The following is a 24255-nucleotide window of genomic DNA, read 5'->3' as shown; positions in this document are numbered from 1 at the left end:
CGAATGGCCATGGCAGCATTCAGAGGACCATTCAGCCGCACGGCTCTCACCGCCGCGCTGCTCGCCCTGGCCACACTCGTGCCCGCCGCGCCGGCCGCCTCGGCCGCGACCGGCACCGATCCTGGTGCTCCCCGTCCCGGGAAGCACCAGGACCCCTCCGCGCCCGACGAGTTCGTCGCGCTGCGTGACGTCGCGCCATCCGTCCTGCAGGAGATGCGCTACCGGACGCGGCACAACTTCGTCGGCGACCGGGTGCACGGCTACCGGCAAGGCATGTGCATCGTCACCCGCGACACCGCCGAGGCACTGAAGACGGCGCAACGGTCCTTCCTGAAGAAGGGCTACTCCCTGAAGGTGTACGACTGTTACCGCCCGCAGCGGGCCGTCGACCACTTCGTGGAATGGGCCAAGGACCTGGACGACGAGCGGATGAAGGACGAGTTCTATCCGCGCGTGGAGAAGGACCGCCTCTTCGAGGACGGCTACATCGCGGAGAAGTCCGGCCACAGCAGGGGCAGTACGGTCGACCTCACCCTCGTGCGGCTGCCGGCGAAGCCGACGCGTCCGTACAGGCCAGGTGAGCCCCTGGTGTCCTGCTTCGCGCCCAAGGATGTGCGCTTCCCCGACAACTCCATCGACATGGGCACCGGTTACGACTGCTTCGACACCCTCTCGCACACCCTCGATCCCCGCATCAAGGGCAAGCAGCGCGCGAACCGGATGCTTCTGAAGGACACGTTGGAGAACGCCGGGTTCACCAATCTCCCCGAGGAGTGGTGGCACTACACGCTCACCGAGGAGACCTTCCCGGAGACGTATTTCGACTTCCCCGTCTGGCGCCGCGCGCTCAACGGTCACTGAACGCCGGGCAGTCGGGCGGACGGCCGTCCGGCAGTCCTGTGTACTGCACCGACGTGGCGGACGGCGGCACGGCACCACCCCCGTGGATCCCCTGCCGCCGTCCTGTCGTCGTGGACGGCCGTGGCCCCGGGACGGTTCGTGCCCGGGGCAGCCCGTACGGTCGTGTGTTCGTCCGGTGACGTGTCCGTGACATCCGGGACCGGAGCGAGGTCTTCGGTGCTCAGAACGGGTAGTGAGCGTGCCGGGCGGCCACGGTGACCCAGCGGGTGTTGCTGAACGCCTCGATGCCCCAGCGGCCGCCGAACCGGCCGTAGCCCGAGGCCTTGAAGCCGCCGAACGGCACCTGCGGCTCGTCCGCCACGGACTGGTCGCCCACGTGCACGATGCCCGTGCGAATGCGGCGCGCGACGGAGAGGCCGTGCGTGCCGTTCTCGGTGATGATGCCGCAAGTCAGGCCGTGCTCGGTGTCGTTGGCCAGGGCGACGGCCTCGTCGTCACCGGCGAAGGTGGCGATCGCGCAGACGGGTCCGAATGCTTCACCGTGGTACAGCTCCATGCCGGGCGTGACGCCGGTGAGCACGGTCGCCGGGTGCACGGCGTTCTCGGGCGCGCCTCCCCCGGTGAGCACGTCGGCTCCCTTGCCGACGGCGTCACGTACGAGCGCCGCGACACGCTCCGCCGAGGCCGCGCTCACCATCGGCCCGATGACGGTGGTGGGTTCGTCCGGGCCGCCGTGCGGCAGGGCGGCGACCTTCGCGGTGAACTTCTGGGTGAACTCCTCCGCCAGCGACTCGTGCACGAGGATCCGGTCGCCCGACATGCAGATCTGGCCGGCGTTCATGAAGACCGCGAACGTCGCGGCGTCCACCGCGTAGTCCACGTCGGCGTCGTCGAGGACGATCACGGAGTTCTTGCCGCCCAACTCCAGTACGGCGGGCTTGAGATGCTGCGCGGCGAGGTTGCCGATGAGGCGGCCCACGCCGGTCGAACCGGTGAAGTTGACGGCGCGGACGGCGGGTTCGGCGACCAGGGCCTCGGCGACGTCGGCGGCGTCCTCCGGAGCGTTGCTGACGACGTTGAGCACACCGTCGGGCAGGCCGGCTTCCCGCAGCACGTCCGCCACGAAGTAGCCGCAGGAGAGCGGAGCATCCTCGCTTGGCTTGACCACGACCGTGTTCCCCGCGGCCAGTGGAGCGGCGACGGCCCGGGTGCCGAGGATCACCGGAGCGTTCCAGGGCGCGAACGCGGCGACGACTCCGACCGGTTCGCGCATCGCGAGGCTCAGCGTCTCGCCGTCCTGCGGGCTGAGGACCTCGCCCTGTGGCGCGGTGACCGCGGCGGCCGCCTCACGGAGCATGCCGGCGGCCAGGTGGACGTTGAACAGAGCCCACGGACGGCTGCCTCCGGCTTCCTGCGCCATGTACGTCGCGGCGTCGTCGGCCCGGGACTCCAGCAGGTCGGCCGCCTTGAGGAAGACCGCACGGCGCTCGGCCGGCCCCGTGGCCGACCAGGCGGGGAACGCGGCGTCGGCGGCAGCCACGGCTTTGCGCACGTCGTCAGGACCGCCCGCGGCGACCGTGGCGTACACCTCGCCGGTGTACGGGTTGCGGTCCTCGGCCTTGCGCCCGGAGACGGCGGGGATCTCCTGTCCGCCGATGAGCAGGTCGCGGTGGATGGTCATGGCGGGTCCTCCCGAGGTGAGAGCAGTCCGGGTGCGAGGTCTCACCGCCGGGGCACGGGCAACGGGGCCGCCGGACACCGCGAGCAAGACCATGTTCGCCAGACGAACTTTCGTTCATAGTCGCTGGCGGGAGTCTCCGGCTGACCTGCACCGGTGTCAACGGTCCTGCCTATCCGCCGCGGCACCGAGCGGGCGCTTCAAGGACAAGGTTCACGGAGGCCGGGCTCTGTCCGCGTGGTTCACGGCCGCTGGACGATCAGCGGGGCCCGGGCCCGCGTCCGCCCACCACGCCCGCGGCCGCCGACTTCGGCTCCATCGCCCGCGCCACGTGACGCCGGGCAGCAGCGGGCGGAGGACCCGCCCACCGGCACGGCCGCTCAGGCTCGCCATGACAAGCCCGGAATCCGGGGGAAATACGGAACCGATCACTCCGACACGGCGGCGATGTCGATGACCTCCGCGTCCCCATACGTCCATGATGTCAGTGCCCTTGACGGTCCCTCAGCTGCGATGAACACTGCCGACACGCTCGTCACGGAGACCGGGCGGGGTGGCGCGCCGGACCGTGATCAGCGGCCCTCTGCCCTGGCGCCGGCTCCGTGCCAGATCAGCACCATCCCGAAGGATCGTCCGGGGCATCTGCCCCGGCCAAAGGGACAAGGAGCCGTCATGAGCCAGTTCTCCAACACGGACATCTTCGCGGGTGAGGTCATCGGAACCGCGATTCTCATCCTCTTCGGAGCCGGTGTCTGTGCCGCCGTCAATCTCCGCTTCTCCAAGGCCGCCGCTTCCGGCTGGGTCGTCATCGCCTTCGGCTGGGGCTTCGGCGTGCTCGCCGGTGCCTACACGGCGCTGCCGCTCTCGGGCGGTCACATCAATCCCGCGGTGACCGTGGCACTCGCCGTCGACTCCGGCGAGTGGAGCAAGGTGCCGCTCTACATAGGCTCGCAGATGATCGGCGCCATCATCGGCGCCGTCCTGGTGTGGGTGGCCTACTACGCGCAGTTCGCCGCCAATGCCGATCCCGAGTTCGCCCAGGACACGCTGGGGAACTTCTCGACCATCCCCGAGGTGCGCCAGCCGGCCGCCAACATGGCCACCGAGATAGTCGCCACCATCGCGCTGGTCCTGCCGATCCTCGCCTTCGGCGCGACGACGGCGCTTGCCAAGACGGGCACGCAGGTCCTCATCGTCTCGCTGCTCGTCGTCGGCATCGGGCTCTCGCTCGGCGGCCCGACGGGGTACGCCATCAACCCCGCCCGTGACCTGGGACCGCGCATAGCCCACGCGCTGCTGCCGATCCCCAACAAGGGCGGATCCGACTGGGGTTACTCCTGGGTCCCGGTTGCCGGACCGCTCATCGGGGCTGTCATAGCCGCGGGCATCTTCAAACTCGCCTTCTGACTCCCGGGCCCCAGGCCCCGGGACTCTCACCAGCACTCCGGTTCGGACAAGGGACGCGATCATGTCGGACAAGTTCGTCGCAGCGATCGACCAAGGCACCACCTCAAGCCGCTGCATCATCTTCAACCAGGACGGCGCCCCCGTAGCCGTCGACCAGCGCGAGCACCGCCAGATCTTCCCCAAGCCTGGCTGGGTGGAGCACGACGCCACCGAGATCTGGTCCAAGGTGCAGGCCGTGGTGGCCGGGGCGATCGCCAAGGCCGGCCTGCGCGCCGACCAGCTGAGCGCGCTGGGCATCACCAACCAGCGTGAGACCACCGTCCTGTGGGACAGGAAGACCGGACAGCCGGTGCACAACGCCGTCGTCTGGCAGGACACCCGCACGGCCGCCCTCTGCACCGAGCTCGGCGGCTCGGACGGACAGGACCGCTTCCGCGACCGTACGGGCCTGCCGCTGGCCAGCTACTTCGCCGGGCCCAAGGTGGCCTGGCTGCTCGACAACGTGCCCGGGCTGCGGCAGCGGGCCGAGGCCGGGGAGATCGCCTTCGGCACCATCGACTCCTGGCTCATCTGGAACCTCACCGGCGGCACCGACGGCGGTGTGCACGTCACCGACGTCACCAACGCCGGGCGCACGATGCTGATGAATCTGGAGACCCTCCAGTGGGACCAGTCCATCCTCGACGCGATGAACGTGCCGGCGGCCGTACTGCCCGAGATCAAGTCCTCCGCCGAGGTGTACGGGACCGCACACGGCCAGGTCGCGGGGGTGCCGGTGGCGTCGGCACTGGGCGACCAGCACGCGGCCCTGTTCGGGCAGACCTGCTACGCAGTCGGCGAGGCCAAGAACACCTACGGCACCGGATCCTTCCTGCTGCTCAACACCGGACAGCGGCCGGTCCCGAGCAAGAGCGGCCTGCTGACGACGATGGCCTACCAGCTCGGGACCGACGCCCCCACGTACTGCCTCGAGGGGTCCATCGCCATCACCGGTGCCCTCGTCCAGTGGTTCCGCGACCAGCTCGGCATCATCAAGGAGGCGGCGGAGATCGAGACGCTCGCCGCGAGCGTCGAGGACAACGGCGGTGCGTACATCGTTCCGGCCTTCTCGGGGCTCTTCGCTCCGTACTGGCGCTCGGACGCACGCGGCGTCGTGGCCGGGCTGACCCGCTATGTCACCAAGGCGCACCTGGCGCGGGCCGTGCTGGAGGCGACCAGCTGGCAGACGCGTGAGGTCGTGGACGCGATGTACCAGGACTCGGGCGTCCAGATCACGAGCCTGAAGGTCGACGGCGGGATGACGGCGAACAACCTGCTGATGCGGCATCAGGCGGATGTGCTGGGAGTGCCGGTGATCCGGCCGGTCGTCGCGGAGACGACGTGTCTCGGCGCCGCTTACGCCGCGGGGCTCGCGACGGGGGTCTGGTCGGACCTCGACGAGCTGAGCAGCCACTGGAAGCGTGACGCGGAGTGGACCCCGCAGATGGACACGGAGACGCGGGACCGGGAGTACCACAACTGGCGCAAGGCGGTGGAGCGCAGCTTCGGCTGGCTGGAGGACGGCCAGTGACCGGCTGAGACCGGATCACCGCTGCCGCGGCGCACGCAGGAACAGCACGGCACGGCGCAACTGGCGCCTCGTTCCGTCCCCGGTGGGTTCAGCGCACCGGGGCGGGGCGGGGCGCCGCCTCCTGGGCGGCGACGGCACGGCGCATGGCGTGCTCGACGACCGATACCAGCACGTCCCTCACGGAGTCACGGCGCCGGGCGTCGCACACCATCACCGGCACCTCCGCGTCGAGGTCGAGCGCCTCGCGGATGGCCTCGGGAGGGTAGACCTCGGCGTCGTCGAAGTGGTTGACGGCGACGGTGAAGGGGATCCCGCGGCGTTCGAAGTAGTCGATGCCGGCGAAGCTGTCCTCCAGCCGCCGTGTGTCGACGAGGACGACGGCACCCAGCGCGCCGTGCGCCAGCTCGTCCCACAGGAACCAGAAGCGGTCCTGTCCGGGCGTGCCGAACAGGTACAGCACCAGGCCGTCGTTGATCGTGATGCGGCCGAAGTCCATCGCGACGGTCGTGGTGGTCTTCGCCTCGACGCCCGCCGTGTCGTCCACCGGGCGTCCTGCCTCGGTGAGCGTCTCCTCCGTGCGCAGCGGCTTGATCTCGCTGACGGAGCCGACGAGGGTCGTCTTGCCGACGCCGAAGCCGCCCGCCACGAGCAGCTTCAGTGTCACGGGTTCGGCCGGCGACGCCGTGGCGGCGCCTCGCTTAGAGCGCCCGAAGGCCATCGATTACCTCTCTGAGAATGCTTTCGTCCGGCAGTTCCGCCGGAGGGACGGGCCGGCTGACGCGGACCCAGTCCGCGTCGATGAGGTCCCCGATGAGAACACGTACGACGCCGACGGGAAGGTCGAGTTCGGCGGACAGTTCCGCGACGGACTGCGGAGCACGGCGGCACTGGACGACGATGTCGACGTGCTCGGGAGCGAGTGAGTTGTCCGCGAGCACGTCGGCGTTGTCGTGGGAGCCGCCGCCGGTCGCCTCACCGGCCGCGCCCTCGTGATTCTCGCCGCTGCCGTCGCCGTTCTCCTGCGGCTTCGCGTCCCCTTCACCGTCCCGGCTCTGGGCGATCACGAGTGCGATGAGGTCGAGTCGTGCCTCTTCGGAGCTGCTGCGGGTGCGGCCGCGCGTCATCGCGTACGGCCGCACCACAGGCCCAGCGGCGTCGTCGAACCATCGGTCCGTCATCACTGTGTCCCGTTCAGATCCCGTCAGTTCCCACCGGCGTGGCTGGGCGGGTTCGACCGGGGGGCAGTGCCCAGGTGCGCACCGACCCGCTTGACCAGCAGCGTCATCTCGTATGCGATCAGGCCGACGTCGGCGTCAGCGTCGGCGACCACCGCGAGGCAGCTGCCGTCACCGGCGGCGGTGACGAAGAGGAACGCCTCCTCCAGCTCGACGACGGTCTGCCGCACACCGCCCACGTCGAAGTGGCGGCCGACGCCCTTGGCGAGGCTGTGGAAGCCGGACGCCACCGCGGCCAGATGCTCGCCGTCCTCCCGCGTGAGGTCCATGGACGCTCCACGGGGCAGCCCGTCGCCGGAGAGCACGAGAGCCTTGCTGATGCTGCCGACACGTTGGACCAACTCGTCGAGGAGCCAGTTGAGTTCACCGCTCCCAGAAGCGGTGTTCTCCGTGCCTTTCGGTGCGGTCATCGACCGTCCCCCTCCGGTGTCGTTCCTGGTGCTGACTCCGTCGCCTCGTCCCCCGACGCGCCGGCGTTCTGCTGGCGGCCGCGCTGCCAGCCCCGCTGGAGCGAGGCCATTCTGCTGCGTACCTCGTCCGCGTCGCGGTTCGCCAGATCCTCGGAGCGCGGGCCTTGATCGCCGCGTCCCGTCGTGCCTTCGGCCGAATCCTGTTTGAGCTGGGGTGCCAGGTTCGCCTGGCGGACCCTGCGAGGCAATCCGGCGACCGTGGCGGACGGAGCGGATGCGCCGGGCTGCGTCGTACCGGCTTCCGCATCCGCGGGGCGGTGCTGACGGTCGCGGTGCCCGCGTCCCTCGGTCCGCTCCTCGGCCTCGTCCGTCTCCTGCTGCCCCTCGGTCGTCTCCGGGCTGCCGACCGTGCGCCCGTGGTCGGCGACCAGCACGGGTGTACGGGGGCGGCGACGGGGCAGCGGGGCGAGTCCGCCCTTGCCGTCTCCCTGCGGCGACTTGGGCCGTGAGGAGCCGTCTGCCGCGTCATCGGCCTGCTGGTGCTGCTCGAGACCGGGCTTGGGCCCGCCCAGGGCAGGCGGACCGGCGCTGTGCAGCGCGGTGCGGGGCATGCCCGCGTCCTCCGTGCGGCTGTCGCGTCCCGGTCCTTCCTCCAACTCGCCGAGCGGGGGCTCCAGTTCGACCGGCCCGTCCAGGGCGGCGCGCTGCCGCGCCGCCGCCGGGGAGCCGGGGCCCGAGGGGCCACGGGTGAGGGCGTCGAGCCGTGTGCCGGAGACACCGTTGCCGGCGGATTCCCGCTCCAGGCGGTCGTCGTCCTGGCCGGTGGTCTCGGTGAGGATCCTGCCGGGGAGGAGGACGACCGCGGTGGTGCCGCCGTACGGCGAGGGCTGCAGCGAGACGCGTACGCCCTGGCGCTGGGCGAGCCGGGAGACCACGAAGAGACCGAGGCGGTCGGTGTCGGAGAGTTCGAACTCCGGTGTCTCCGCGAGCCGCAGGTTGGCCTCGAGGAGTGCGTCGGCGGCCATGCCGAGGCCCCGGTCGTGGATCTCCAGGGTGTAGCCGTTGGCCACTCGTTCGCCGAGCACCTGGACCGCGGTGTGCGGCGGTGAGAACACGGTTGCGTTCTCGAGGAGTTCGGCGATGAGGTGCGTGATGTCGGCGACGGAGCCACCGTCGACGGCGAGCCGCGGAAGGCGGCGCACCTCGATGCGTTCGTAGTCCTCGACCTCGGCGACCGCGGCCCGCACGACGTCCATCAGCTGCACCGGCTTGCGCCACTGACGGGAGGGCGCGGCCCCGGAAAGGATGACGAGGCCCTCGGCGTGGCGGCGCATGCGGGTGGTGAGGTGGTCGAGACGGAAGAGGTCGGCGAGTTCGTCCGAGTCCTCGGTACGCCGCTCCATGTGGTCCAGGAGGCTCAACTGACGGTGCAGCAGCACCTGGTTGCGGCGGGCGAGGTTGACGAACACCTCGGAGACGCCGCGGCGCATGTCGGCCTGCTTGACGGCTGCCTCGACGGCGGCTCGCTGAAGGGTGTTCACCGCCTGGCCGACCTGGCCCGACTCGTCCTGCGGGTACTCCAGCCTCGGCGCCTCGGTCTCGATGTCGACGGTCTCCCCCGCGGCGAGACGGCGCATCACGCTCGGCAGCCGCACACCCGCGGCCTCCTGGGCCTCCCTGCGCAGGGTGCGCAGATCCCGTACGAGGCCACGGCCGACCCGGAAGGAGATGATGACCGAGGCGATGACGGCCGCGGCGCCGAGGACGACGGACGCGCCGGCCTGGATGAGCACCATGGTCGCGTCCGGCTGCACGCGCTGCTCGTAGCGGTCGCGGGCCTCGAAGTTCATGCGTTCGAGGTCGGTGAGGACCGTGGAGGTCGCCGACTGCCAGCGCTCCGCGTTGACGACTCCGTCGGTGCCACCGCTGCCGGCCGCGATGACGGCGTCCTCGTAGCTGCGCAGGGTGCGCCCATCGGTGCCGTTCCAGTACGTGTCGAAGTTCTGCCGCTCCTCGGCGGGCAGTTCCGAGAGCGTCGTCGTGTAGGTGAGGTTCCGCTCGGCGACACGGTCGGAGAACGCGCGCCGGTCGCCCTTGGTCATCTTCCCGGAGGCGAGTGCCGCGGCCATCAACGCGTCCTCGCGGGAGAGGTATTCGCGAGCCCGCTCCAGGCCGACGAGGGCGCGTCCCTGCTTGTCCAGGTCGACGTCGTCGAGGCCGCCGAGTGCGCTGAGGAAGGTGTAGCAGGGATCGATGAGTTCGTTGTACGCCTGGAAGGCGCCGCCGCGTGTGAGCGTGTTCTCGCCCGCCTTGCGGACCTTCTTCAGGCCGTCGAGCTTGTCCAGCATCGCGTCCAGGCGCTGGTGCGCGTTGCCGGTGAGGTTCGAACGCAGCCCGGGCGAACGGGCGTTGTCGCGCAGCTTCTCGATCTGCGCATTGGTGTCCTTCTGCTGCTTCTTCAGCTGGGTGAGTGCCTCGGAACCACGCGGGTCGGCAAGGTAGACCATCACCTGCCGACGCTCACGCTGGAGCGCCATGGCAGCGTCCTGCGCCGGATCGCCCACCTTGTCCACGGTGTTGACCACGTTGAGCAGATCCTGCGCCTGACGGCCGGTGACGTACGTGGCGAAGGCCCAGATGGACACCAGAGACAACAGCGGCACCAGCAGCAGCACCACGATCTTCCGGCGGATCGACCTACCGCGCAAGCGCATGGCCTCCCCTAGTCAACCCCCTCCGTCCGGGGGTGAGTTCCGACAGCAAACGGCGTGAGCCTACTACTGACGCAGGACCGAGTCGTAGATGTGTCCGAGCGGGAAAACCGGCCGTCCAGGGTGCCTCATCCTGAGATGTCCGTCGATGCCCCACACGCGTCACCGGATTGTGGCGCAAGCCACTGACGTGGAAACGTGAGACGTGTGGGGGATATTGAGGGGGGAGTGAAAGGATCATGTACGCGAAGCCCAGACTGCCGGATTCGGTGCGTTCTGCGGCGGTGCGGGCGCTTGTGATAGTCGCTGTGACGCTGGTGCAGTTGATGGTGGCGGTGCTGTGCTCACTCGCGAAGGTGTGGCTGGCCTTCCCCATGGTGATCTCCACCGTGGCGAGCACGGTGGTGGCGACCTGGGCCGTTCTGGATGTCTGGGTGACCCGTCAGGTGTGGCGCCAGCGGCACGGCGTGCTCTCCGAACCGAGCAGCGCCGCCCGCGAGCGGGCTGTGGAGAAGGCGAGGGCCCGGACGAAGCAGGCGGAGCACCACAACGGCCGGAACCCGCGGGCGCGGACACGCGGTGAGCACGTGAACGACCGCGGGCGGTGAACCGGACAGGCCACGGCAATACGGGGGTTGCGGCCGAGGCGCCTCAACTCGCCTGGAGCGCCGGCCTGGTTGAGGCAGGGCCCATCGATCCGTCAGGACTCCCGGCGGGGGCCGTCTGCCTGTGCCGGGACGCGGGGCTGCTGGCCTCCGCGCTCGGGCCGCCGGAACATGCGCGTCGCGGTGATCTCCCCCTGGACGGGCTCTTCCTCGGGGTCCTGCTGCGGCAGTCCGGGGCGCAGATGCTCCTCGACGCTGATGTACTTCAGCCCCGCCCGGAGGTCGGCGTCGTTGCGCAGGCGGATGACGAGGGGGAACTCGGCCAGAGCGGTGGTGTCGAACAGGCCCGTCGTGTACAGCAGTTGGACACCGAGGGCGTCCGCGACGGCCCGCTGCAGCTCCAGGAGGTAGGTGGCGTTGGCCCGGCCGATGGGGTTGTCGAGGAAGAGCGTCCCGGCGTGGCGGTCCCTCTCCTGGCCGCGGTCGTTGCCGCGCAGCGCCGCCATCGTGCAGTAGAGGGCGATGGCGGCTGTCAGCAGCTGTCCGCCGGAGAAGACGTCTCCCATCTGGCCGACGGGCACCCGCTCGGCGCGCAGCACCGCGTCCGGTTTGAGGATCTCCACCGAGACCCCGCGCGGCTCCAGGGCGGCGTGAACTCCCCGCAGCAGCAGCGACATTCCGTCCCGGCGCAGGTCGGAGTTCTTCGCGACGGCGGTGCGGGTGGCCTCGTCGATGACCTCACCCAGCCGCTCGGACAGAACGGCCTGGTCGGGGTCGTCGAAACGGATGCGCAGGAATTCCTGGCCCGACCACTCCCCCAGACCCTCCGGCAGCCGGGAGAGGCGCTGGGCGGAGCGCAGCGTCGCCAGTGACGACTCCACCAGGCCGCGCAGCCGGTCCACGATGCTGTCGCGGTTGCGCTCCAGTTGCTCCAGCTCGTCGCTGAGCACACGGAGACGGGGCGCGAAGGCTTCGGCCCAGGCGGCGGCGTGGTCGGGCAGCGCGGAGGCGGGCAGTTCGCGGATCTGCTGTCGGGCCGGCGTGCGGACCTGCTCGTACCGGGAGGAGTTGGCGTGCCGTACCAGCACGTCGGACGCCTCGCGCACGGCTTGTTCGGCAGCGGACAGGTCGGCGGCGCAGCCGCGCAGGGATCGGCGTGCCTCCGCGGCTGCCTGGCGTGCCTCGGCGGGAGTGCCCGGATAGGGCTCGGGGGCCTCGGCTCCCTCGGGCGCCGCCTGCTGCGGGTCGCGCAGCAGGTCACGCAGGAGCGCCGCGGTCTCGTCGAAGCCGTCCGCGGCCTCCTCGGCAGACCGGTGCGCCCTCACGAGAGCGGCGTGTGCGTCGCGGGCCTCCTCCAACTCGTCGCTGTGCGCAGCCAGTTCGGCGTTGGCTGTACGCAGCAGGCGCTGGGCCTCCTCGACGTCGCCGGGCTCCATGCCCGCGGGGAGTTCCGTGTGGCACTCGCCGTGCGCCGGCGCCAGCCGCTCCGCCTCGCCGCGCAGCCGACCCAGCTGCTCGCTGGCGGCGGCGGCGCGGGACTCCAGCATCTGCACCCGTGACTCGGCACGCGCCGCCGCGGCCTGGCGGGCCGGCCCGTCCGCACCGTCGGCGCCGTCCAGGAGCTGCGCGGCACGCGTGCGGACCTTGTTGGTCAGCCGGTCCAGTGCGGCCCGCGACGCGGATTCGTCGCTCTCCGCGTGCGCCTGCTCGGCCCGCAGGTCCGCGCCCACGCCGACCTTGTCGTACAGCCTGGAGGCCGATCTGTACGCCTCGCGCAGTGCGGGCAGCGACGTTCCGTCCGGCGGCTGGAGGGTTTCGTCGATGTCGTCGGGGACGCCGGCGATCTGAGCGCGCTCCGCCCGCAAGGCACGTGCGGTGCGCCGGGCGTCGTCCGCGGCACGCTGGGCCGCGCGCCTGTCCTCGTCGGCGGCGCGGGCACGGACCAGGCAGGCCTCGGCGCGCTCCTCCGCCTCCACCGTCTCCTCGGCCAGAACGCGCAGCCGGCTCATCCGGCCGCCCCGCTCACGCAGTCGCGAGGCGAGGCCCGCGAGGGCGTCGGCGCGGCGGTGTGCCTGCTGGGCCTGCTCCTGCCGCTCGTCCCGGACGCGGGCGGCGTCGGCGGCGGCCTCCTCCGCCTCTTCGTGCGCGGTCCGTGCGTGCGCGAGATGTTCGCGGGCGGCCGCCGCGGCGCCGCGGGTGTCCCGTGCGGCGGCGGCCAGCTCCGCGAGGCGCCCGGGAGGGCAGCCGGTGCGCCAGGAGGCGAGGCGGGCGGCGAGCGTCCGGTCCTCGGAGAGCCGGGCCGCGACGGCGCGGATCTCCTCGTCCCGTGCGAGCGCCCTGGTGCGCAGCTGACGCCGCTCCTCGTCGGCGGCGTGCTCGTCGTGCATCGCAGGGTTCGGTGGTACGAGGAAGACGTCGTCGCGCCGGGCGGCGGAGCCCTCGCGGGGCACGGGCGCGAGCAGGGCCGCCGCCGTGCCGACGGCCACCGCCGACCGCGGCAGCAACGCCGCACCGGCCAGGACCTCCTGAGCACGTACGTGGCTGGCCGGGTCGGTGATGATGACGCCGTCGACGAGCTCCGGGCGGGCGGCGAGCACGTCGGCATGGTCGGCGGGGTCGACGGCCTGGGCGAGGTAGCGCCAGCCCGGCAGGGCCGGGATGCCGTGCTCGCCGAGGAAGTCGACGGTCGCGGTGACGTCAGGTGCGGGTGGCAGCAGCCCTCCGTCGCCAAGTGCGCCGAGCATGCGGGCGTCCTCTGCCGCGGCGGTGCGCAGCTCGAACAGCTGGCGTTCGCAGGCGGCGACGGCGTCGTCCAGAAGCTCCGTGAGCGACTCGCCTCCGGCGTCCAGTTCCTCGGCGGTCAGCGGGCTCGCGGTGCCTGGTGTGCTGCCGCCGGTGCCGCCGGGGGACGCGACGGCGGCGCCCTTCCCGTCACCCGCAGGTGCCGTGCGCGGTGAGGGCACGGCGGGCGGGGCGGGCTCCCCGTCCTGGGGCGCGCCCGGGGTGCCGTTCGGGCCGGCGTGCGGGAGACCGAGGAGCTCGGCGAGGCGTTCCTCCGTGCCCAGTGCCTCCGCCGTGCGGCTTTCCGCGCTGTACGCCGCGGATGCCGCTTCGGCCGCGTCTTCGGCGCGGGCGGCGGCGAGTTCGGCACGGGAGAGCTCGGCGCTCGCCTCCTGGGCGCGCTCGGCGGCGCGGCGTGCGGCCTCCCGTGATTCCTCCCAGGCAGCGGTGAGGCTCTGCCCGGCGTCCTCGGCGGCAAGTGCGGCGGCGGCAGGGTCCCTCTCGCCGTCGCCGTCATTCGCCGCCTCGATCCAGCCGGCGCGCACTGCCTCCCCGGTCTCCTCCTCCACCTCCGCGAGACGCTGGCGCAGATGGCCGGTCTCGCTGCGGGCGCGCTGTGCCTCGGTGGCCGCTGCGGTCGCGTCGCGGTGTGCGGCCTCCGAACCGGCCTGGAGCTGCGCCGAGCGTTCCTCCTCCTCGGTGGCGGTGCGCTCCGCGTCCTCGGCGGCGGCGTGCAGAGCCCGTACGAGACCGGCGGCGGCCGTCGCGCGGGCGGCGAGGGCCGGAGCGGCGTCACGTTCCGCCTCGCGGATGGCGTCGGAGAGCCGGGCTGCCCGGTCGGCGGCTGTGCGGTGGGCCAGAACCGTCTCGGCGGCCTGCCAGGCCGAGTGCAGCGTACGGGCCTCGCCGAGTTCCCGGCGCTGGGCGGAGGCGGCCTTCTCGGCGCCTTCCAGCGCCAACGAGGCGTGTCTGTAGGCCAGTTCGGCCGCGATGAGGGATGAGCGCTCGCGGGTGTCACCGGCGCGGGTGACTGCCTCCTCCGCCTCGGCGACCTGGCCGGCGAGTTCGGTACTGCGGCTGCGCTCCGCGCCGCCCCGGGCCGCGAGGCGGTGCACCAGGGTACGGGCGCGCCCTTCGGCGGCGCCGTGGATGTCGCGGGCACGCTCGCGCTGCTCCGCGGACTCCGCGATGCGGCGCAGCAGGTCCAACGAGCCGGCGGTGAAGTCACGTTCGGCGGTCAGTTCGCTGCGGCGGCCGAGCTTGTGCGCGAAACCGTGGACCAGATCGGCGAGCCCGTCGGTGTCGCGGGTGTCGGTGACGGCGCGCAGCAGCAGGTCGGTGAAGTCCGAGTCGTTCTTGACGGCGAAGAGGCCGGCGGCTTCACCCTCGTCCGCGTTCATCTCCCGCTGGTAGCGGAAGAGTTCGGGGTCGAGGCCGAGCCCGGTGAGGCGTTCCGTCCAGCGCTCGTGCACCTCTTCCCAGGCGACATCGAGGTTCGGGTACGCCTTCCCCGTCTCGGTCAGCACGTCGCGGAAGCCCTTCATCGTGCGGCGGCGCCCCCGTGCCGACGAGGTCCCCTCCGAGGGCGGACGCAGTGCTGCGGACTCGGCGACGGGCAGCGAGTCCAGGCTCATTCCGGGACCGGGCCGGAAGGAGTACCACGCCTCGGCGAACTTCCTCGGGTCGCTGGAGACCTGCCGTCCGCGCCATTCGCTGACCTTGCCGACGACGACCGTCTCGCCGGTGCGCGTGTGCTGCCACTCCAGTGCCACGTGCCCGCAGTCGTCGGCGAGGAGGAACTTGCGCAGCACGCCCGAACTCGCACCGCCGAGCGTGTTGCGATGGCCCGGCAGCATCACGGAGAAGATCAGCTTGAGCAGGACGGACTTGCCTCCGCCGTTCTCGAGGAAGAGCACCCCGGCGGGGGCGGGGCGGCACGGCGGCCCGCCGGGCTCTTCCTCGAAGAAGTCGGCCTGTGCGGGAGCGGGGCTGGGCACCGGGCCGCCGACTCCGCGCAGATCCAGCACGGTGTCGGCATAGCGCGCACCGGCGGGCCCGATGGAGTAGAGGCGGATCCGGGACAGCTCGTACATGGTGGCGGGGCTCTCGTGGTCGTGGTCCGTCAGCGGGTGCCGCACGGCGCTGCGCGGCGTCGGCTCACGCGGACGGGCGGGTACGGGTCAGAGGTACTGGTCCAAGTGCTCGGTGTGGCGGGCCGGGAGGCGGTCCCGCGACCGGGCCGGGCGGAACCGGCCGGCATGCCGGTCAGGTGTGGAACGGAAGGGCGGCGTCTCCCTCGATCCCCATCTCCTCCCCGTCGGCGGACGGCACGAGCGTGGCGCTCCCGTCGCTGACGGGGACGACGCCCAGCTCCAGCAGTTCGGACATGGCGGCGCTCCCCGCCATGTCACGGACCTGGAGCTGGTAGCGGGGCGTGGTGCGGTAGGTGCCCCCGCCGTCATCGCTCGTGCGCTGCAGGAACCCGGAGTCGGCGAGAAAGGCGACGGCCTTGCCGATGATGCCCGTCGTCGAACCGGCGAGCCTGCGGGCGTCCTTGGTGGCACCGGTCGTGCTGCGCCGCGCGTAGACGCGCCAGGCGGCCTCGAGCCCCGGGGCGTCGACGGCCGGGTCGGCATTCTCCCCCGCCTCCTCGGCGCGCTCCGCCAGCCGGCGGCACGCCTGCCGTACGAAGGAGTCCACCCCGTTGACCGAGATACGGCCGATGTAGGCGTCGTCGGCCAGGTCTTCGGGGCGGGGAAAGGCCATCGCGGCGACGGCCAGATGAGCCAGCCCGTGCAGGAAGCGGTCGGCGGAGTCGGCGGTGGCGCGGCGTGAGTAGTCGCCCATGCGGACGGCGAAGGCCGAATCCTCTCCGGCGGCGAGCGCCATTCCCGCCCTGGTGGAGACCTCCAGGACGACGAGGCCCAGGCCCGTCGCGACGGCGTCGGCGAGGCGGGCGAAGGCTGGTTCGTCGCGGTAACGCCGCAGCAGGCCCGCGTATTCGGCGTCACGGGCGGGGAGCAGCTTGGGGTGCAGCCCGAAGGAGACCAGGCGCGCGGCGTCGGCGGTGTCCGCGGGAGTGACGGCTGCCTGTGAGCCGCCGGCCGGGGGGCTCGCCTGGGCACTTGCGCTCTCCTGCGCCGCGAAGCCGGCGGGGGTGGCGGACATCGATCCGGCGCCGTCGTCGTGGTGTTCGGTCAACGGTGCGTCACTCCTGCGCATGGGTCGGATGCGGGAAACGGGACGGGGACAGGGCGGCCGGACGCGTGGCGGAGCGGGCACTCCCCGGTGAACGGGCCTGACACGAACCGCTGTTGCTCCGTCAGCGGGGGCGCAGGGAACGAGCCCGCCCCAACTGAGCCCAGCGCGTCCCGTGTTGCCTTCGGCTCGTGCCTGCCGATCCTCACGCCGCCCCCTCGCGGCTCTGGCGGGCGTCGCGGCCCGAGGCCATCCCTCCGGCGTCCAGCTCGGCCGTGCCGACGATCAGGTCAGCTCCCCCGAACTCCTCGTCGTCCAGCTCCTCTCCGTCGTCCACGGCGAAGAGGAGCCTGCGTTCGCCCTGCCGGCAGGCGGTGCCCACGGGCGGGCTCGCGGCGTGGACCGCCAGCAGGGCCACCAGATAGGGCAGTTCGGGATCGAGGCTCCTGGCGTCCGCCAGGAGCCCGGAGAGTCTGCGAGGCGCGTCCGCGGGCAGATCCAGCAGCTCCGTCGCCGACTCCAGCTGCTCCTCGCTGAATCTGCTGTCGTCGGGGGTGGCGATCAGATCGGGTTCGGGCATCTCGGCGCCGAGGTGCTCACGCGGCGCCGGCGGCGTGAGCAGCATCTCCGTCAGGTCTCCGAGGCGCACGGCGCCGGGGGTACGGAAGCCCGCTCCGGCCGCGAAGAAGGCGTCAGTGACCGCACCGGCCTGCTCCACCGCCAACGGCAGCAGCGGCGCGAGCAGTTGGCCGTACAGGTCCAGCCCGGCCCGTGCGGCGGGCGGCGCGAACGCCTGCCTGTCCTGCTCGGCGCGGAAGAGAGGCCCGGCCGCCAGCAGCCGCGACTGGAGCTGGGTGTGACGGCGGATGCAGTCCTTGACGATGTCGACGAGCTCGGCGGCGCGGCGCTTGTGGTCGGGGCCGCGTTCCGACGCCGCCTCGTCGCGCGCGCGACGGATGTTGGTGAGGATCGCGTTCTCGTGGCGGTAGCGCTCCGCGACGTGCTCCAGAGCCTCGGTGATCATGTCGGGGACGGTGCGCAGCCAGTCCACCGCGCGCACGTCGCGCCGCGTGGCCTCCAGCGTGCGGCGCAGCGTCTCGGCGTACTGCACCGTGCGGTAGCGGGCCTGTTCGGCCGCGAGCTGGGCGTCGGCGAGACGCCCGCGGCTGATGAGGACCTCGAGCTTGACCTCGGCGGCGATCTGGGCGCTGGTGACGTCCGTGTCGAGGGCGCCCACAAGGACGTTGACGGCCTCGTCCGTGGTGCGCAGATACACGCTGCCGCCGGGGCCGGGCACCTCCTCGATGAGCTTGAAGTCGTAGTCCCGCCGCACATATGAGCCCTCCGGCCCGAACGTGCCGTAGACGGCGCGGAATCCGCGGTCGACGCTGCCGACGTTGAGCAGGTTCTCCAGCACCCAGCGGGCGACGCGCTCGTGTTCCGCGGCCGGACGTCCGGGAGCCTGGGCGGAGATGCGGGGCAGCAGCCTCGCCACGACGTCCTCGTGGTCGGCTCCCGTGTCGAAGTCCATCTGCAGGGTGACGAGATCGATGGCACTGAGAGCCACCTCCGCCATCGCGTAAGTGCTGTACTCCCCCGCGAGGTTGGCCTTGCGGACGTCGAGGTCGTGCAGCGGCGCCGTGCACGCCAGGGCGCGGAGCCGACGCGCCAGCCCTTCGTCGGCCGCGGGGCCGGGGGCCGGGGACGGCAGGGTCGGCGGGGCGTGCTCAGTCACGGCAGACACACTATGCGGTCACAGTGACAACGCCCGGAACACCCCTCGATGTCGCTTACGTCACCAGCGCGTGACTCTCTTCTGCGCGCCCCTTAGTGGCAGTTCACGCGGTGCGGGCCCAATCGGGAACGCCGGAAGCCGTGTTGACCGGCCCGGGCCCGGCGTGCCGGACAGCCGCCACCCCACGTGCTGGAGAGTCGGTGCCCGGCGGGCAGGGGTGCCCGGACCACCGTGCCCGGTGGCCGGCCGCGTCTGTGCGCCGCCGTCCAGCCGTGCCTCATCGCCCCGACTCCGGGCTGAGCCTGCCGCGCACGGCGCTCTGCACCCCGGCTTCCTCCGCGGGATCGGCCGCGAGCCTCCGCAGCCTCTCGACGACCCGCTCGTCCCCCGTCGCCGCATACTCGGCGGCCAGGGCCCTCGTTGTCTCCTCGCAGTCCCACAGGCATTCCACCGCGAAGCCCGCCGGGAACGAGGGATCGGTCAGGGCGAGCGCTCCGGCCGCGCGGCCACGAAGCTGAGAGGAGGCCGTCTCGCGGTAGATGTGCCGCAGCACGGGAGCGGCGGATTCGACACCGAGCCGCCCGACGCCGTCCACCAACGGCCACAGCTCGTCGCTGTCCGGGCCCTCGTTGCGCACGGTGCGGCGCAGAGCCCTCAGCACCGCACCGGCGTCCTGAGCCCCGCCGCAGCAGGCGAGCATCTCGGCGGCCACGATCGTGAGGCGTTCGGGCAGCGAGCCCTCGGGCGCGGCGGCCCACTGCCGAGCCCGCACGATCGCCGCTGTGCTGCGCATCCGCGCGAACGCGCACAGCGCGGCCTCGGCGACGGTCTCGCACGGATCGGCGGCCGCTGTTTCGATGAGGTCGAGGGCGTCGGGGTCACCGCGGTCGGCGAGATGACGGAGGGCGGCTGCACGGGCGCCATCGCGCTGGCCGCGGGCCGCGGCGATCAGCTCCTCGCGGTCCGCCGGACCCGCGACGGCGGACAGGCACCGGGCGGCGGCCGCCTCGCGGGCGGCCGGCGGGTGCTGTTCGTGGCCGTCCTGTGCCCAGTCCAGCACCTCGCGCACGCTCCAGCCGGGGCGGGGGCCCTGGCTGTGCAGCTGGCGCTGCCAGCGGTCGAAGCACCCTTGTTCCTGGACCCGCCGCAGCCGTTCCGCCTGGTCCGGACGGGCCGGGTCCTCGGCCCACAGCCGCCAGGGCCGAGGCTCGAACGCCTCACGCGCGGCCGCGGCCAGATCCGCGTCGCCCTGCTCCGTCCGCGGGAAGCGGGCGAGGACGGCGGGGCCCAGCCCGCGCAGCCCGGCGTCGTCGTCGCGCACGGCCAACTCGTCCAGCGCCCACTGCCAGTTGGCGCCCGAGGTGGCGTACTTGCGCAGGAGCTCCGTCGCTCCGGCGTTCTCGTAGGAGGCCAGGTGGCCGAGCACCGACAGTGCCAGCCCGGTGCGCGCCTCGCAGTCGCCACCGGGCGGGAGGTCGTCCTCGGGTGCGAAGAGGTGTTCCTCGATGTCGTCGAGCGAGGCGTCGAGCTCCATGTGGAGCCGGGCGTAGTAGAGCGAACGGTGCTCGATCTGCCAGTCCCGCCGAGGATCGTGGAGCACACACTGCCTCAGCGCGGCGAGCGCCTCGGCGCGTGGCGCCGCCAGAGCGTGCAGCGTGCCGTCGCCGCGACCCCTCTGAAGGAGGCCGAGCAGCGTACCGCTGGGCGCTATGTCTGAATCGACGGAATCGACGAACATAAGGGTCAGCATCCGGTGCGGGGTGTTCGACTGGCAACGGGATTTCCGTTGACCAGCATCCTTGCCTCTGCGAGTCGTTCTACTCCTGGCAGGGAAAGGACGTACAAGCGGAATGGACAGACCGCCCCGCATACGGCCCGGGAGCCTACCGGCAATCCCCGCCGGGCCCGACCTCGCGCCGGCCGGCAGCCCCGTGACCGGGGAGACCGGCGACATATGTCCGCAGCACCACCGGATCGGGTATCGCGAAACCACTTACGGCCGGTCGCAGCCTGTGCAACAGTCGTAACCGAGCCCTCACTTCCCGTATCGGAGACCCTCGATGCCCTCCCACGTCGATGCGGACCGTCCGGCCTCCCAGCCGCCCGAACGCGGTGCACTGGACGCCCTCATCAGACAGGCGCGGCATCTGCGCGGCGGGATCGACGCCGTACGTCCCCGCACCGCCGACGAGGACGCACGGGGAGTCGAGGACCCGGCACGGCGCTGGCAGCGTGCGCTGTGTGATCTCGCGGCCCACCAGCTGGACGACCTCGGTGAACATCTCGGCAGGCTCCGTGCGGGCGCACCCTCCCAGCCGGAACCGCACGAGACGGTCCCCGACCCGGCCGCGTCGTCCGCCGCCTCGGAGCCGCCCGCGCTCACCAGCAGGGTGGGAAGCGCGGAGTGGAACCTGCTGACCGACGAGGTGTCCTGGTCGGAGGAGCTGTACGGCATCTTCGGGCGTGCGCCGCAGGACGGCCCGCTCTCCCTGGACGAGCTCCCCTCATGGGTGCTCCCCGAGGACCAGCCGCTGCTCGCGGCCGCCGTGACGGACTGCCTGGTGGACGGCAGGCCGATCGACCAGGAGTTCCGGATCATGCGTCCGGACGGTGCCCTGCGCACTCTCCACCTGCTCGGCGAACCGGTACTGGACGGGCAGGGCGGCACCGCGGCCATGTGGGCCGTGCTCCGTGACGTCAGCGAGCTGCGCCGCAGCGAACTCGCCGTGCGCGAGATCCATGAGACGGTGCGCCGCGAACGTCATGCCGCGCAGGCCGAGCGCAGGCTCGCGGTCGAGCTGCAGGAGACCGTGCTCCCGCCGTGGCGCGGCCCGCAGCGCATCCCGCACGGCGGCCCCGGACGCACCCGTGACGCCGCCGCCGGAGGGGCTCTCGACATCGCCTCGCACTATCTGCCCTCGACGGCGAGCGCGATGATCGGCGGTGACTGGTACGACGCGCTGGAACTGCCCGACGGCGCCACCCTGCTCTCGGCCGGGGATCTGACGGGGCACGGAGTCGCCGCCGCGTCCGGGATGGCGATGCTGCTGGGCGCGGTCCGCGGCATGGCTTTCGCCGGCGTGGGGCCCGGCGCGCTGATGGGGCATCTCAACCAGCTGCTGGACACCTCGGCCCAGCCGGCTCTCGGCAGCGCGGTGTGCTGCCGGTACGAGCCCGGCGACCGCACCCTCACCTGGTCCCAGGCGGGCCATCCCTCGCCGGTCGTCTTCCGTGACGGCACGACCAGGGTGCTGGATCCGCCCCGCGGCGTGCTGCTCGGCGCGACCTCGGGCAGCGCATACGGTCAGAGCACCGAAGTACTGGAGCCCGGCGACCTGTTGGTACTGCACACGGACGGGCTCGCCCCGCGCGGTGAGCGGATGGGCCCCGCGGACCCCCAACACACCGCTCCCGAACGGCTGCTGGAGCTCGGTGACCGCTTCGCCGGTGCCCGGTCCGCACAGGAGTGCCTCCGCATGGTCGTCGAGGAGTTCGGCGGCCGGGACCGCGAGGACGATGCCTGCGTGCTCATCGCCCGCGTGACCGGCTGACGTCAACTCCCTGCCCCCGTTGCGCCGTTGAGGCACGCGGAGCTAGCACCGCATGCCGGACAGCGCGGAAGAAAGCACCCGTGTGCGTTCATTCCTTGGAGTCACAACACTCACTCTTGACGTCACGTTTCTCCAAGGCGAAGCTTTCGCTCACCCGAGACGTGGCCGTCCGACCCAACGGCTTCACGTGGTGAACTCACCGAGGCGCGCCCGTCGGTGCCGCCCCCTGTTCCTCTCCTCAACTGGAGGATGCGTGCGTACCAACTCCCGTCGGAACTTCCTGCGAGCAGCGCTGGTCGGTGCGTCGGCGATGGCCGCGCCCGTCCCGCTGGCCGGCGTGGCCCGGGCCGAGTCCGCAGGCGCAGGCACCGCCGCGAAGCCCTCGGGGGAGGCGCCCGGCGGACCCGGGACGAGCGCGGCCTTCGCACCCGCCGACAAGACCGGTTTCGGCACCTCCCGTACGAAGGAGAGCCCCGTCTGGTTCACCCTGCAGGGCGGCAGGATGAGCGAGACGTACTACCCGGACCTGAGCACCCCTGCCAGCCGGCAGACGCAGCTGGTGATCACCGACGGGAAGACGTTCGTCGAGCGCCTCAGCGACGGCGAGGCACGCACCGAACCCTGCCTTCAGGGCGGGGCTCCCGGCTACCGGCTCACCAGCAGGGGAACAGGCTGGAGCGCGGTCACGCGGTACGTCACCGATCCGGAGCGCGCGAGCGTGCTCATCGACGTCGAGGTGCGTTCGGAGACGGGCGCTCCGCTCCAGGTGTTCGTCCTGCACGACCCGTCGCTGTCCGGGGAGGGCAACGACGACAGCGCGTTCCCGCAGGACGGGACGCTCGTGGCGAAGGACAAGCACGCGGCGAGCGCGCTGGCCGCCCAGGACGGATTCACCGAGTCGACCGTCGGCTACCTCGATGTGAACGACGGCTGGACCCAGCTGTCCGAGAACAACGGGCGCCTCAAGCACCATTACGCCACCGCGGGCCCCGGCAACGTCGTGCAGGTCGGCCGGCTCCGGTTGGACGGATGCACCCGGACCCGGCAGACGGTGGTGCTCGGCTTCGGCGAGAAGGCCGCGGAGGCCGTACGGACGGCGAAGCGCTCGCTGCGGCGCGGCTTCGACGCGGCCGCCGGAGCGTACGAGCGCGGCTGGCTCGAATACCTCGGGGGCCTGCCGAAGGCCCCCGGTTGCCTGCGCACACCCTCCGACCAGGCGCTCTACACGGCGTCGGTCGTGATGCTCGCGGCCAGTGAGGACAAGCTCAACCCCGGCGCGTTCATCGCCTCGCCCTCGATGCCGTGGGCGTTCGGCACCGACCGCGGCATCGCACCCGAGACCGGCTCGTACCACCTGGTGTGGGCCCGCGACCTCTACCACATAGGCACCGGGCTGCTGGCGGCCGGAGACCGCGCGGCGGCGGACCGGGCGATGGACCATCTGCTGCGCAGTCAGTTGCCCGACGGGCACTGGTCGCAGAACCACAAGGTCGACGGCACACCGTTCTGGACGAACATCCAGCTCGACGAGACCTCGACACCCATGCTGCTCGCTTGGATGCTCGACCGTCACGACGCCAAGACCCTGCGGCACCTGCGCCGCGGCGCCGACTTCATCCTGAAGTTCAAGAGCGAAGAGGGATACAAGGCACCCTTCAGCCCGCAGGAGCGCTGGGAGGAGCAGAGCGGCTACTCGCCCTCCACCATCGCCTCGGCCATCGCCGCCCTGGTGTGCCTCGCGGACCTGATGCGGCGCGGCGGACAGGGCGACGACGCCGCCAAGTACCTCGAGGCCGCCGACAAGTGGCAGGAATCGCTGGACGGCTGGACCGTCAGCACCAACGGCCCGCACTCGTCCGAGCCCTACTATCTGCGGCTCACCAAGGACGGCAAGCCGAACGCGGGCACGGAGTACGAACTGGGCAACAACACCGACGGCAAGGTGGACCAACGCAGTGTCGTCGACGCCGGCTTCCTGGAGCTCGTACGGCTGGGCATCAAGCCCGCCGACGACCCGGTGATCCGCAACTCCCTCAAGATCGTCGACCGTGAAATCTCGGTGGACACCCCCTCAGGCCGCCACTGGTACCGCTACAGCGGCGACGGCTACGGCGAGCAGCCCAACGGCGAGCCGTGGAACGTCAACCGTCCCGAGATCAAGACGACCTACGGGCGTGCGTGGCCGATCTTCTCTGGCGAGCGCGGCGAGTACGAACTCCTCTGCGGCGACCGGCACTCGGCGCAAGGACGGCTGCGCGACATCGCCGCCACGGCGGGCGAGACCCTGATGCTGCCGGAGCAGGTCTGGGACGACCGGCCCCCGGTGCCGGAGGTTCGGTCCGGCAAGGGCACGGCGTCGGCCACACCCCTCGCGTGGACGCATGCGCAGTACCTGCGCCTGGCATGGTCGCTGGAGCGCGGAACGCCGGTGGAGTACCCGACAGTTGTCGCGGAGCGCTACCTCCACGGCTGACACGGACCACCACCTGCTCGTCCCGACGGACGCTGCCGCG

15 protein-coding genes are annotated in these 24255 nt (G+C 71.8%); 6 read left to right on the top strand and 9 right to left on the bottom strand.

What is annotated here, in order from left to right:
• Positions 1 to 9 precede the first annotated feature (9 nt).
• Positions 10 to 861 carry a M15 family metallopeptidase gene (locus G4Z16_RS30615; RefSeq protein ID WP_197353812.1) on the top strand — a complete coding sequence of 284 codons (852 nt, stop codon included), beginning with the start codon at positions 10 to 12 and terminating at the stop codon, positions 859 to 861.
• 220 nt (positions 862 to 1081) lie between these two features.
• Here G4Z16_RS30615 and G4Z16_RS30610 read toward each other — a convergent pair whose 3' ends face one another.
• Positions 1082 to 2542, bottom strand: a complete 1461-nt coding sequence (locus G4Z16_RS30610; RefSeq protein WP_197353811.1) for an aldehyde dehydrogenase family protein — start codon at positions 2540 to 2542, stop codon at positions 1082 to 1084.
• A 669-nt stretch (positions 2543 to 3211) separates the two neighbouring features.
• On the opposite strand from G4Z16_RS30610, the gene G4Z16_RS30605 reads away from it, so the two are divergent.
• Positions 3212 to 3946, top strand: a complete 735-nt coding sequence (locus G4Z16_RS30605) for an MIP/aquaporin family protein (protein WP_197353810.1) — start codon at positions 3212 to 3214, stop codon at positions 3944 to 3946.
• Between the two features lie 61 nt (positions 3947 to 4007).
• Entirely contained in the window at positions 4008 to 5516 is a 1509-nt protein-coding gene (gene glpK / locus G4Z16_RS30600) for a glycerol kinase GlpK (protein ID WP_197353809.1), read from the top strand.
• Positions 5517 to 5604: 88 nt separating this feature from the next.
• Here glpK and G4Z16_RS30595 read toward each other — a convergent pair whose 3' ends face one another.
• Genes G4Z16_RS30595 through G4Z16_RS30580 form a run of 4 tightly spaced genes read right to left on the bottom strand, consistent with a single transcriptional unit; the run spans position 5605 to position 9875 of the window.
• Positions 5605 to 6234, bottom strand: a complete 630-nt coding sequence (locus tag G4Z16_RS30595; protein WP_197353808.1) for a GTP-binding protein — start codon at positions 6232 to 6234, stop codon at positions 5605 to 5607.
• Complete coding sequence (locus G4Z16_RS30590; RefSeq protein WP_197353807.1) at positions 6215 to 6694, bottom strand: DUF742 domain-containing protein; 480 nt, start codon at positions 6692 to 6694, stop codon at positions 6215 to 6217. Before G4Z16_RS30590 ends, G4Z16_RS30595 begins: the two co-directional genes overlap by 20 nt.
• Before the next feature lie 23 nt (positions 6695 to 6717).
• A complete protein-coding gene (locus tag G4Z16_RS30585) occupies positions 6718 to 7161 on the bottom strand; it encodes a roadblock/LC7 domain-containing protein (RefSeq protein ID WP_197353806.1) in 444 nt (147 codons plus the stop codon).
• A complete protein-coding gene (locus tag G4Z16_RS30580; protein ID WP_197353805.1) occupies positions 7158 to 9875 on the bottom strand; it encodes a sensor histidine kinase in 2718 nt (905 codons plus the stop codon). Before G4Z16_RS30580 ends, G4Z16_RS30585 begins: the two co-directional genes overlap by 4 nt.
• Positions 9876 to 10111: 236 nt before the next feature.
• On the opposite strand from G4Z16_RS30580, the gene G4Z16_RS30575 reads away from it, so the two are divergent.
• Positions 10112 to 10480 (top strand): hypothetical protein, encoded by a 369-nt coding sequence (locus G4Z16_RS30575; protein ID WP_281393752.1) that lies wholly within the window; start codon positions 10112 to 10114, stop codon positions 10478 to 10480.
• A 92-nt stretch (positions 10481 to 10572) separates the two neighbouring features.
• Here the strand turns inward: G4Z16_RS30575 and G4Z16_RS30570 are convergent, their stop codons facing one another.
• The 4 genes from G4Z16_RS30570 to G4Z16_RS30555 form a co-directional block, all read right to left on the bottom strand.
• Positions 10573 to 15351 carry a hypothetical protein gene (locus G4Z16_RS30570; RefSeq protein ID WP_197353804.1) on the bottom strand — a complete coding sequence of 1593 codons (4779 nt, stop codon included), beginning with the start codon at positions 15349 to 15351 and terminating at the stop codon, positions 10573 to 10575.
• A gap of 172 nt (positions 15352 to 15523) precedes the next feature.
• Positions 15524 to 16426 carry a hypothetical protein gene (locus tag G4Z16_RS30565; protein ID WP_197355027.1) on the bottom strand — a complete coding sequence of 301 codons (903 nt, stop codon included), beginning with the start codon at positions 16424 to 16426 and terminating at the stop codon, positions 15524 to 15526.
• A 235-nt stretch (positions 16427 to 16661) separates the two neighbouring features.
• The gene (locus G4Z16_RS30560) at positions 16662 to 18191 is read right to left on the bottom strand and encodes a hypothetical protein (protein WP_197353803.1); all 1530 of its coding nucleotides are present in this window, start codon (positions 18189 to 18191) and stop codon (positions 16662 to 16664) included.
• A gap of 277 nt (positions 18192 to 18468) precedes the next feature.
• The gene (locus G4Z16_RS30555; RefSeq protein ID WP_197355026.1) at positions 18469 to 19929 is read right to left on the bottom strand and encodes a HEAT repeat domain-containing protein; all 1461 of its coding nucleotides are present in this window, start codon (positions 19927 to 19929) and stop codon (positions 18469 to 18471) included.
• Positions 19930 to 20251: 322 nt separating this feature from the next.
• On the opposite strand from G4Z16_RS30555, the gene G4Z16_RS30550 reads away from it, so the two are divergent.
• Positions 20252 to 21742, top strand: a complete 1491-nt coding sequence (locus G4Z16_RS30550; RefSeq protein ID WP_197353802.1) for a PP2C family protein-serine/threonine phosphatase — start codon at positions 20252 to 20254, stop codon at positions 21740 to 21742.
• A 253-nt stretch (positions 21743 to 21995) separates the two neighbouring features.
• Complete coding sequence (locus G4Z16_RS30545) at positions 21996 to 24215, top strand: glycoside hydrolase family 15 protein (protein ID WP_197353801.1); 2220 nt, start codon at positions 21996 to 21998, stop codon at positions 24213 to 24215.
• Positions 24216 to 24255: the final 40 nt, after the last annotated feature.

This window comes from Streptomyces bathyalis, from assembly GCF_015910445.1.
In the GTDB taxonomy this organism is placed as follows: Bacteria; Actinomycetota; Actinomycetes; order Streptomycetales; family Streptomycetaceae; genus Streptomyces; species Streptomyces bathyalis.
The sequence above is the reverse complement of the archived record's forward strand: the minus strand, read 5'-3'. Positions and strand labels throughout refer to the sequence as shown.

Excerpts from the sequence above, each read along its gene's own strand:
- G4Z16_RS30615 (WP_197353812.1), top strand. The coding sequence starts at position 10 with ATGGCAGCATTCAGAGGACCATTCAGCCGCACGGCTCTCACCGCCGCG.
- G4Z16_RS30610 (WP_197353811.1), bottom strand. The coding sequence starts at position 2,542 with ATGACCATCCACCGCGACCTGCTCATCGGCGGACAGGAGATCCCCGCC.
- G4Z16_RS30605 (WP_197353810.1), top strand. The coding sequence starts at position 3,212 with ATGAGCCAGTTCTCCAACACGGACATCTTCGCGGGTGAGGTCATCGGA.
- glpK (WP_197353809.1), top strand. The coding sequence starts at position 4,008 with ATGTCGGACAAGTTCGTCGCAGCGATCGACCAAGGCACCACCTCAAGC.
- G4Z16_RS30595 (WP_197353808.1), bottom strand. The coding sequence starts at position 6,234 with ATGGCCTTCGGGCGCTCTAAGCGAGGCGCCGCCACGGCGTCGCCGGCC.
- G4Z16_RS30590 (WP_197353807.1), bottom strand. The coding sequence starts at position 6,694 with ATGACGGACCGATGGTTCGACGACGCCGCTGGGCCTGTGGTGCGGCCG.
- G4Z16_RS30585 (WP_197353806.1), bottom strand. The coding sequence starts at position 7,161 with ATGACCGCACCGAAAGGCACGGAGAACACCGCTTCTGGGAGCGGTGAA.
- G4Z16_RS30580 (WP_197353805.1), bottom strand. The coding sequence starts at position 9,875 with ATGCGCTTGCGCGGTAGGTCGATCCGCCGGAAGATCGTGGTGCTGCTG.
- G4Z16_RS30575 (WP_281393752.1), top strand. The coding sequence starts at position 10,112 with ATGTACGCGAAGCCCAGACTGCCGGATTCGGTGCGTTCTGCGGCGGTG.
- G4Z16_RS30570 (WP_197353804.1), bottom strand. The coding sequence starts at position 15,351 with ATGTACGAGCTGTCCCGGATCCGCCTCTACTCCATCGGGCCCGCCGGT.
- G4Z16_RS30565 (WP_197355027.1), bottom strand. The coding sequence starts at position 16,426 with ATGTCCGCCACCCCCGCCGGCTTCGCGGCGCAGGAGAGCGCAAGTGCC.
- G4Z16_RS30555 (WP_197355026.1), bottom strand. The coding sequence starts at position 19,929 with ATGTTCGTCGATTCCGTCGATTCAGACATAGCGCCCAGCGGTACGCTG.
- G4Z16_RS30550 (WP_197353802.1), top strand. The coding sequence starts at position 20,252 with ATGCCCTCCCACGTCGATGCGGACCGTCCGGCCTCCCAGCCGCCCGAA.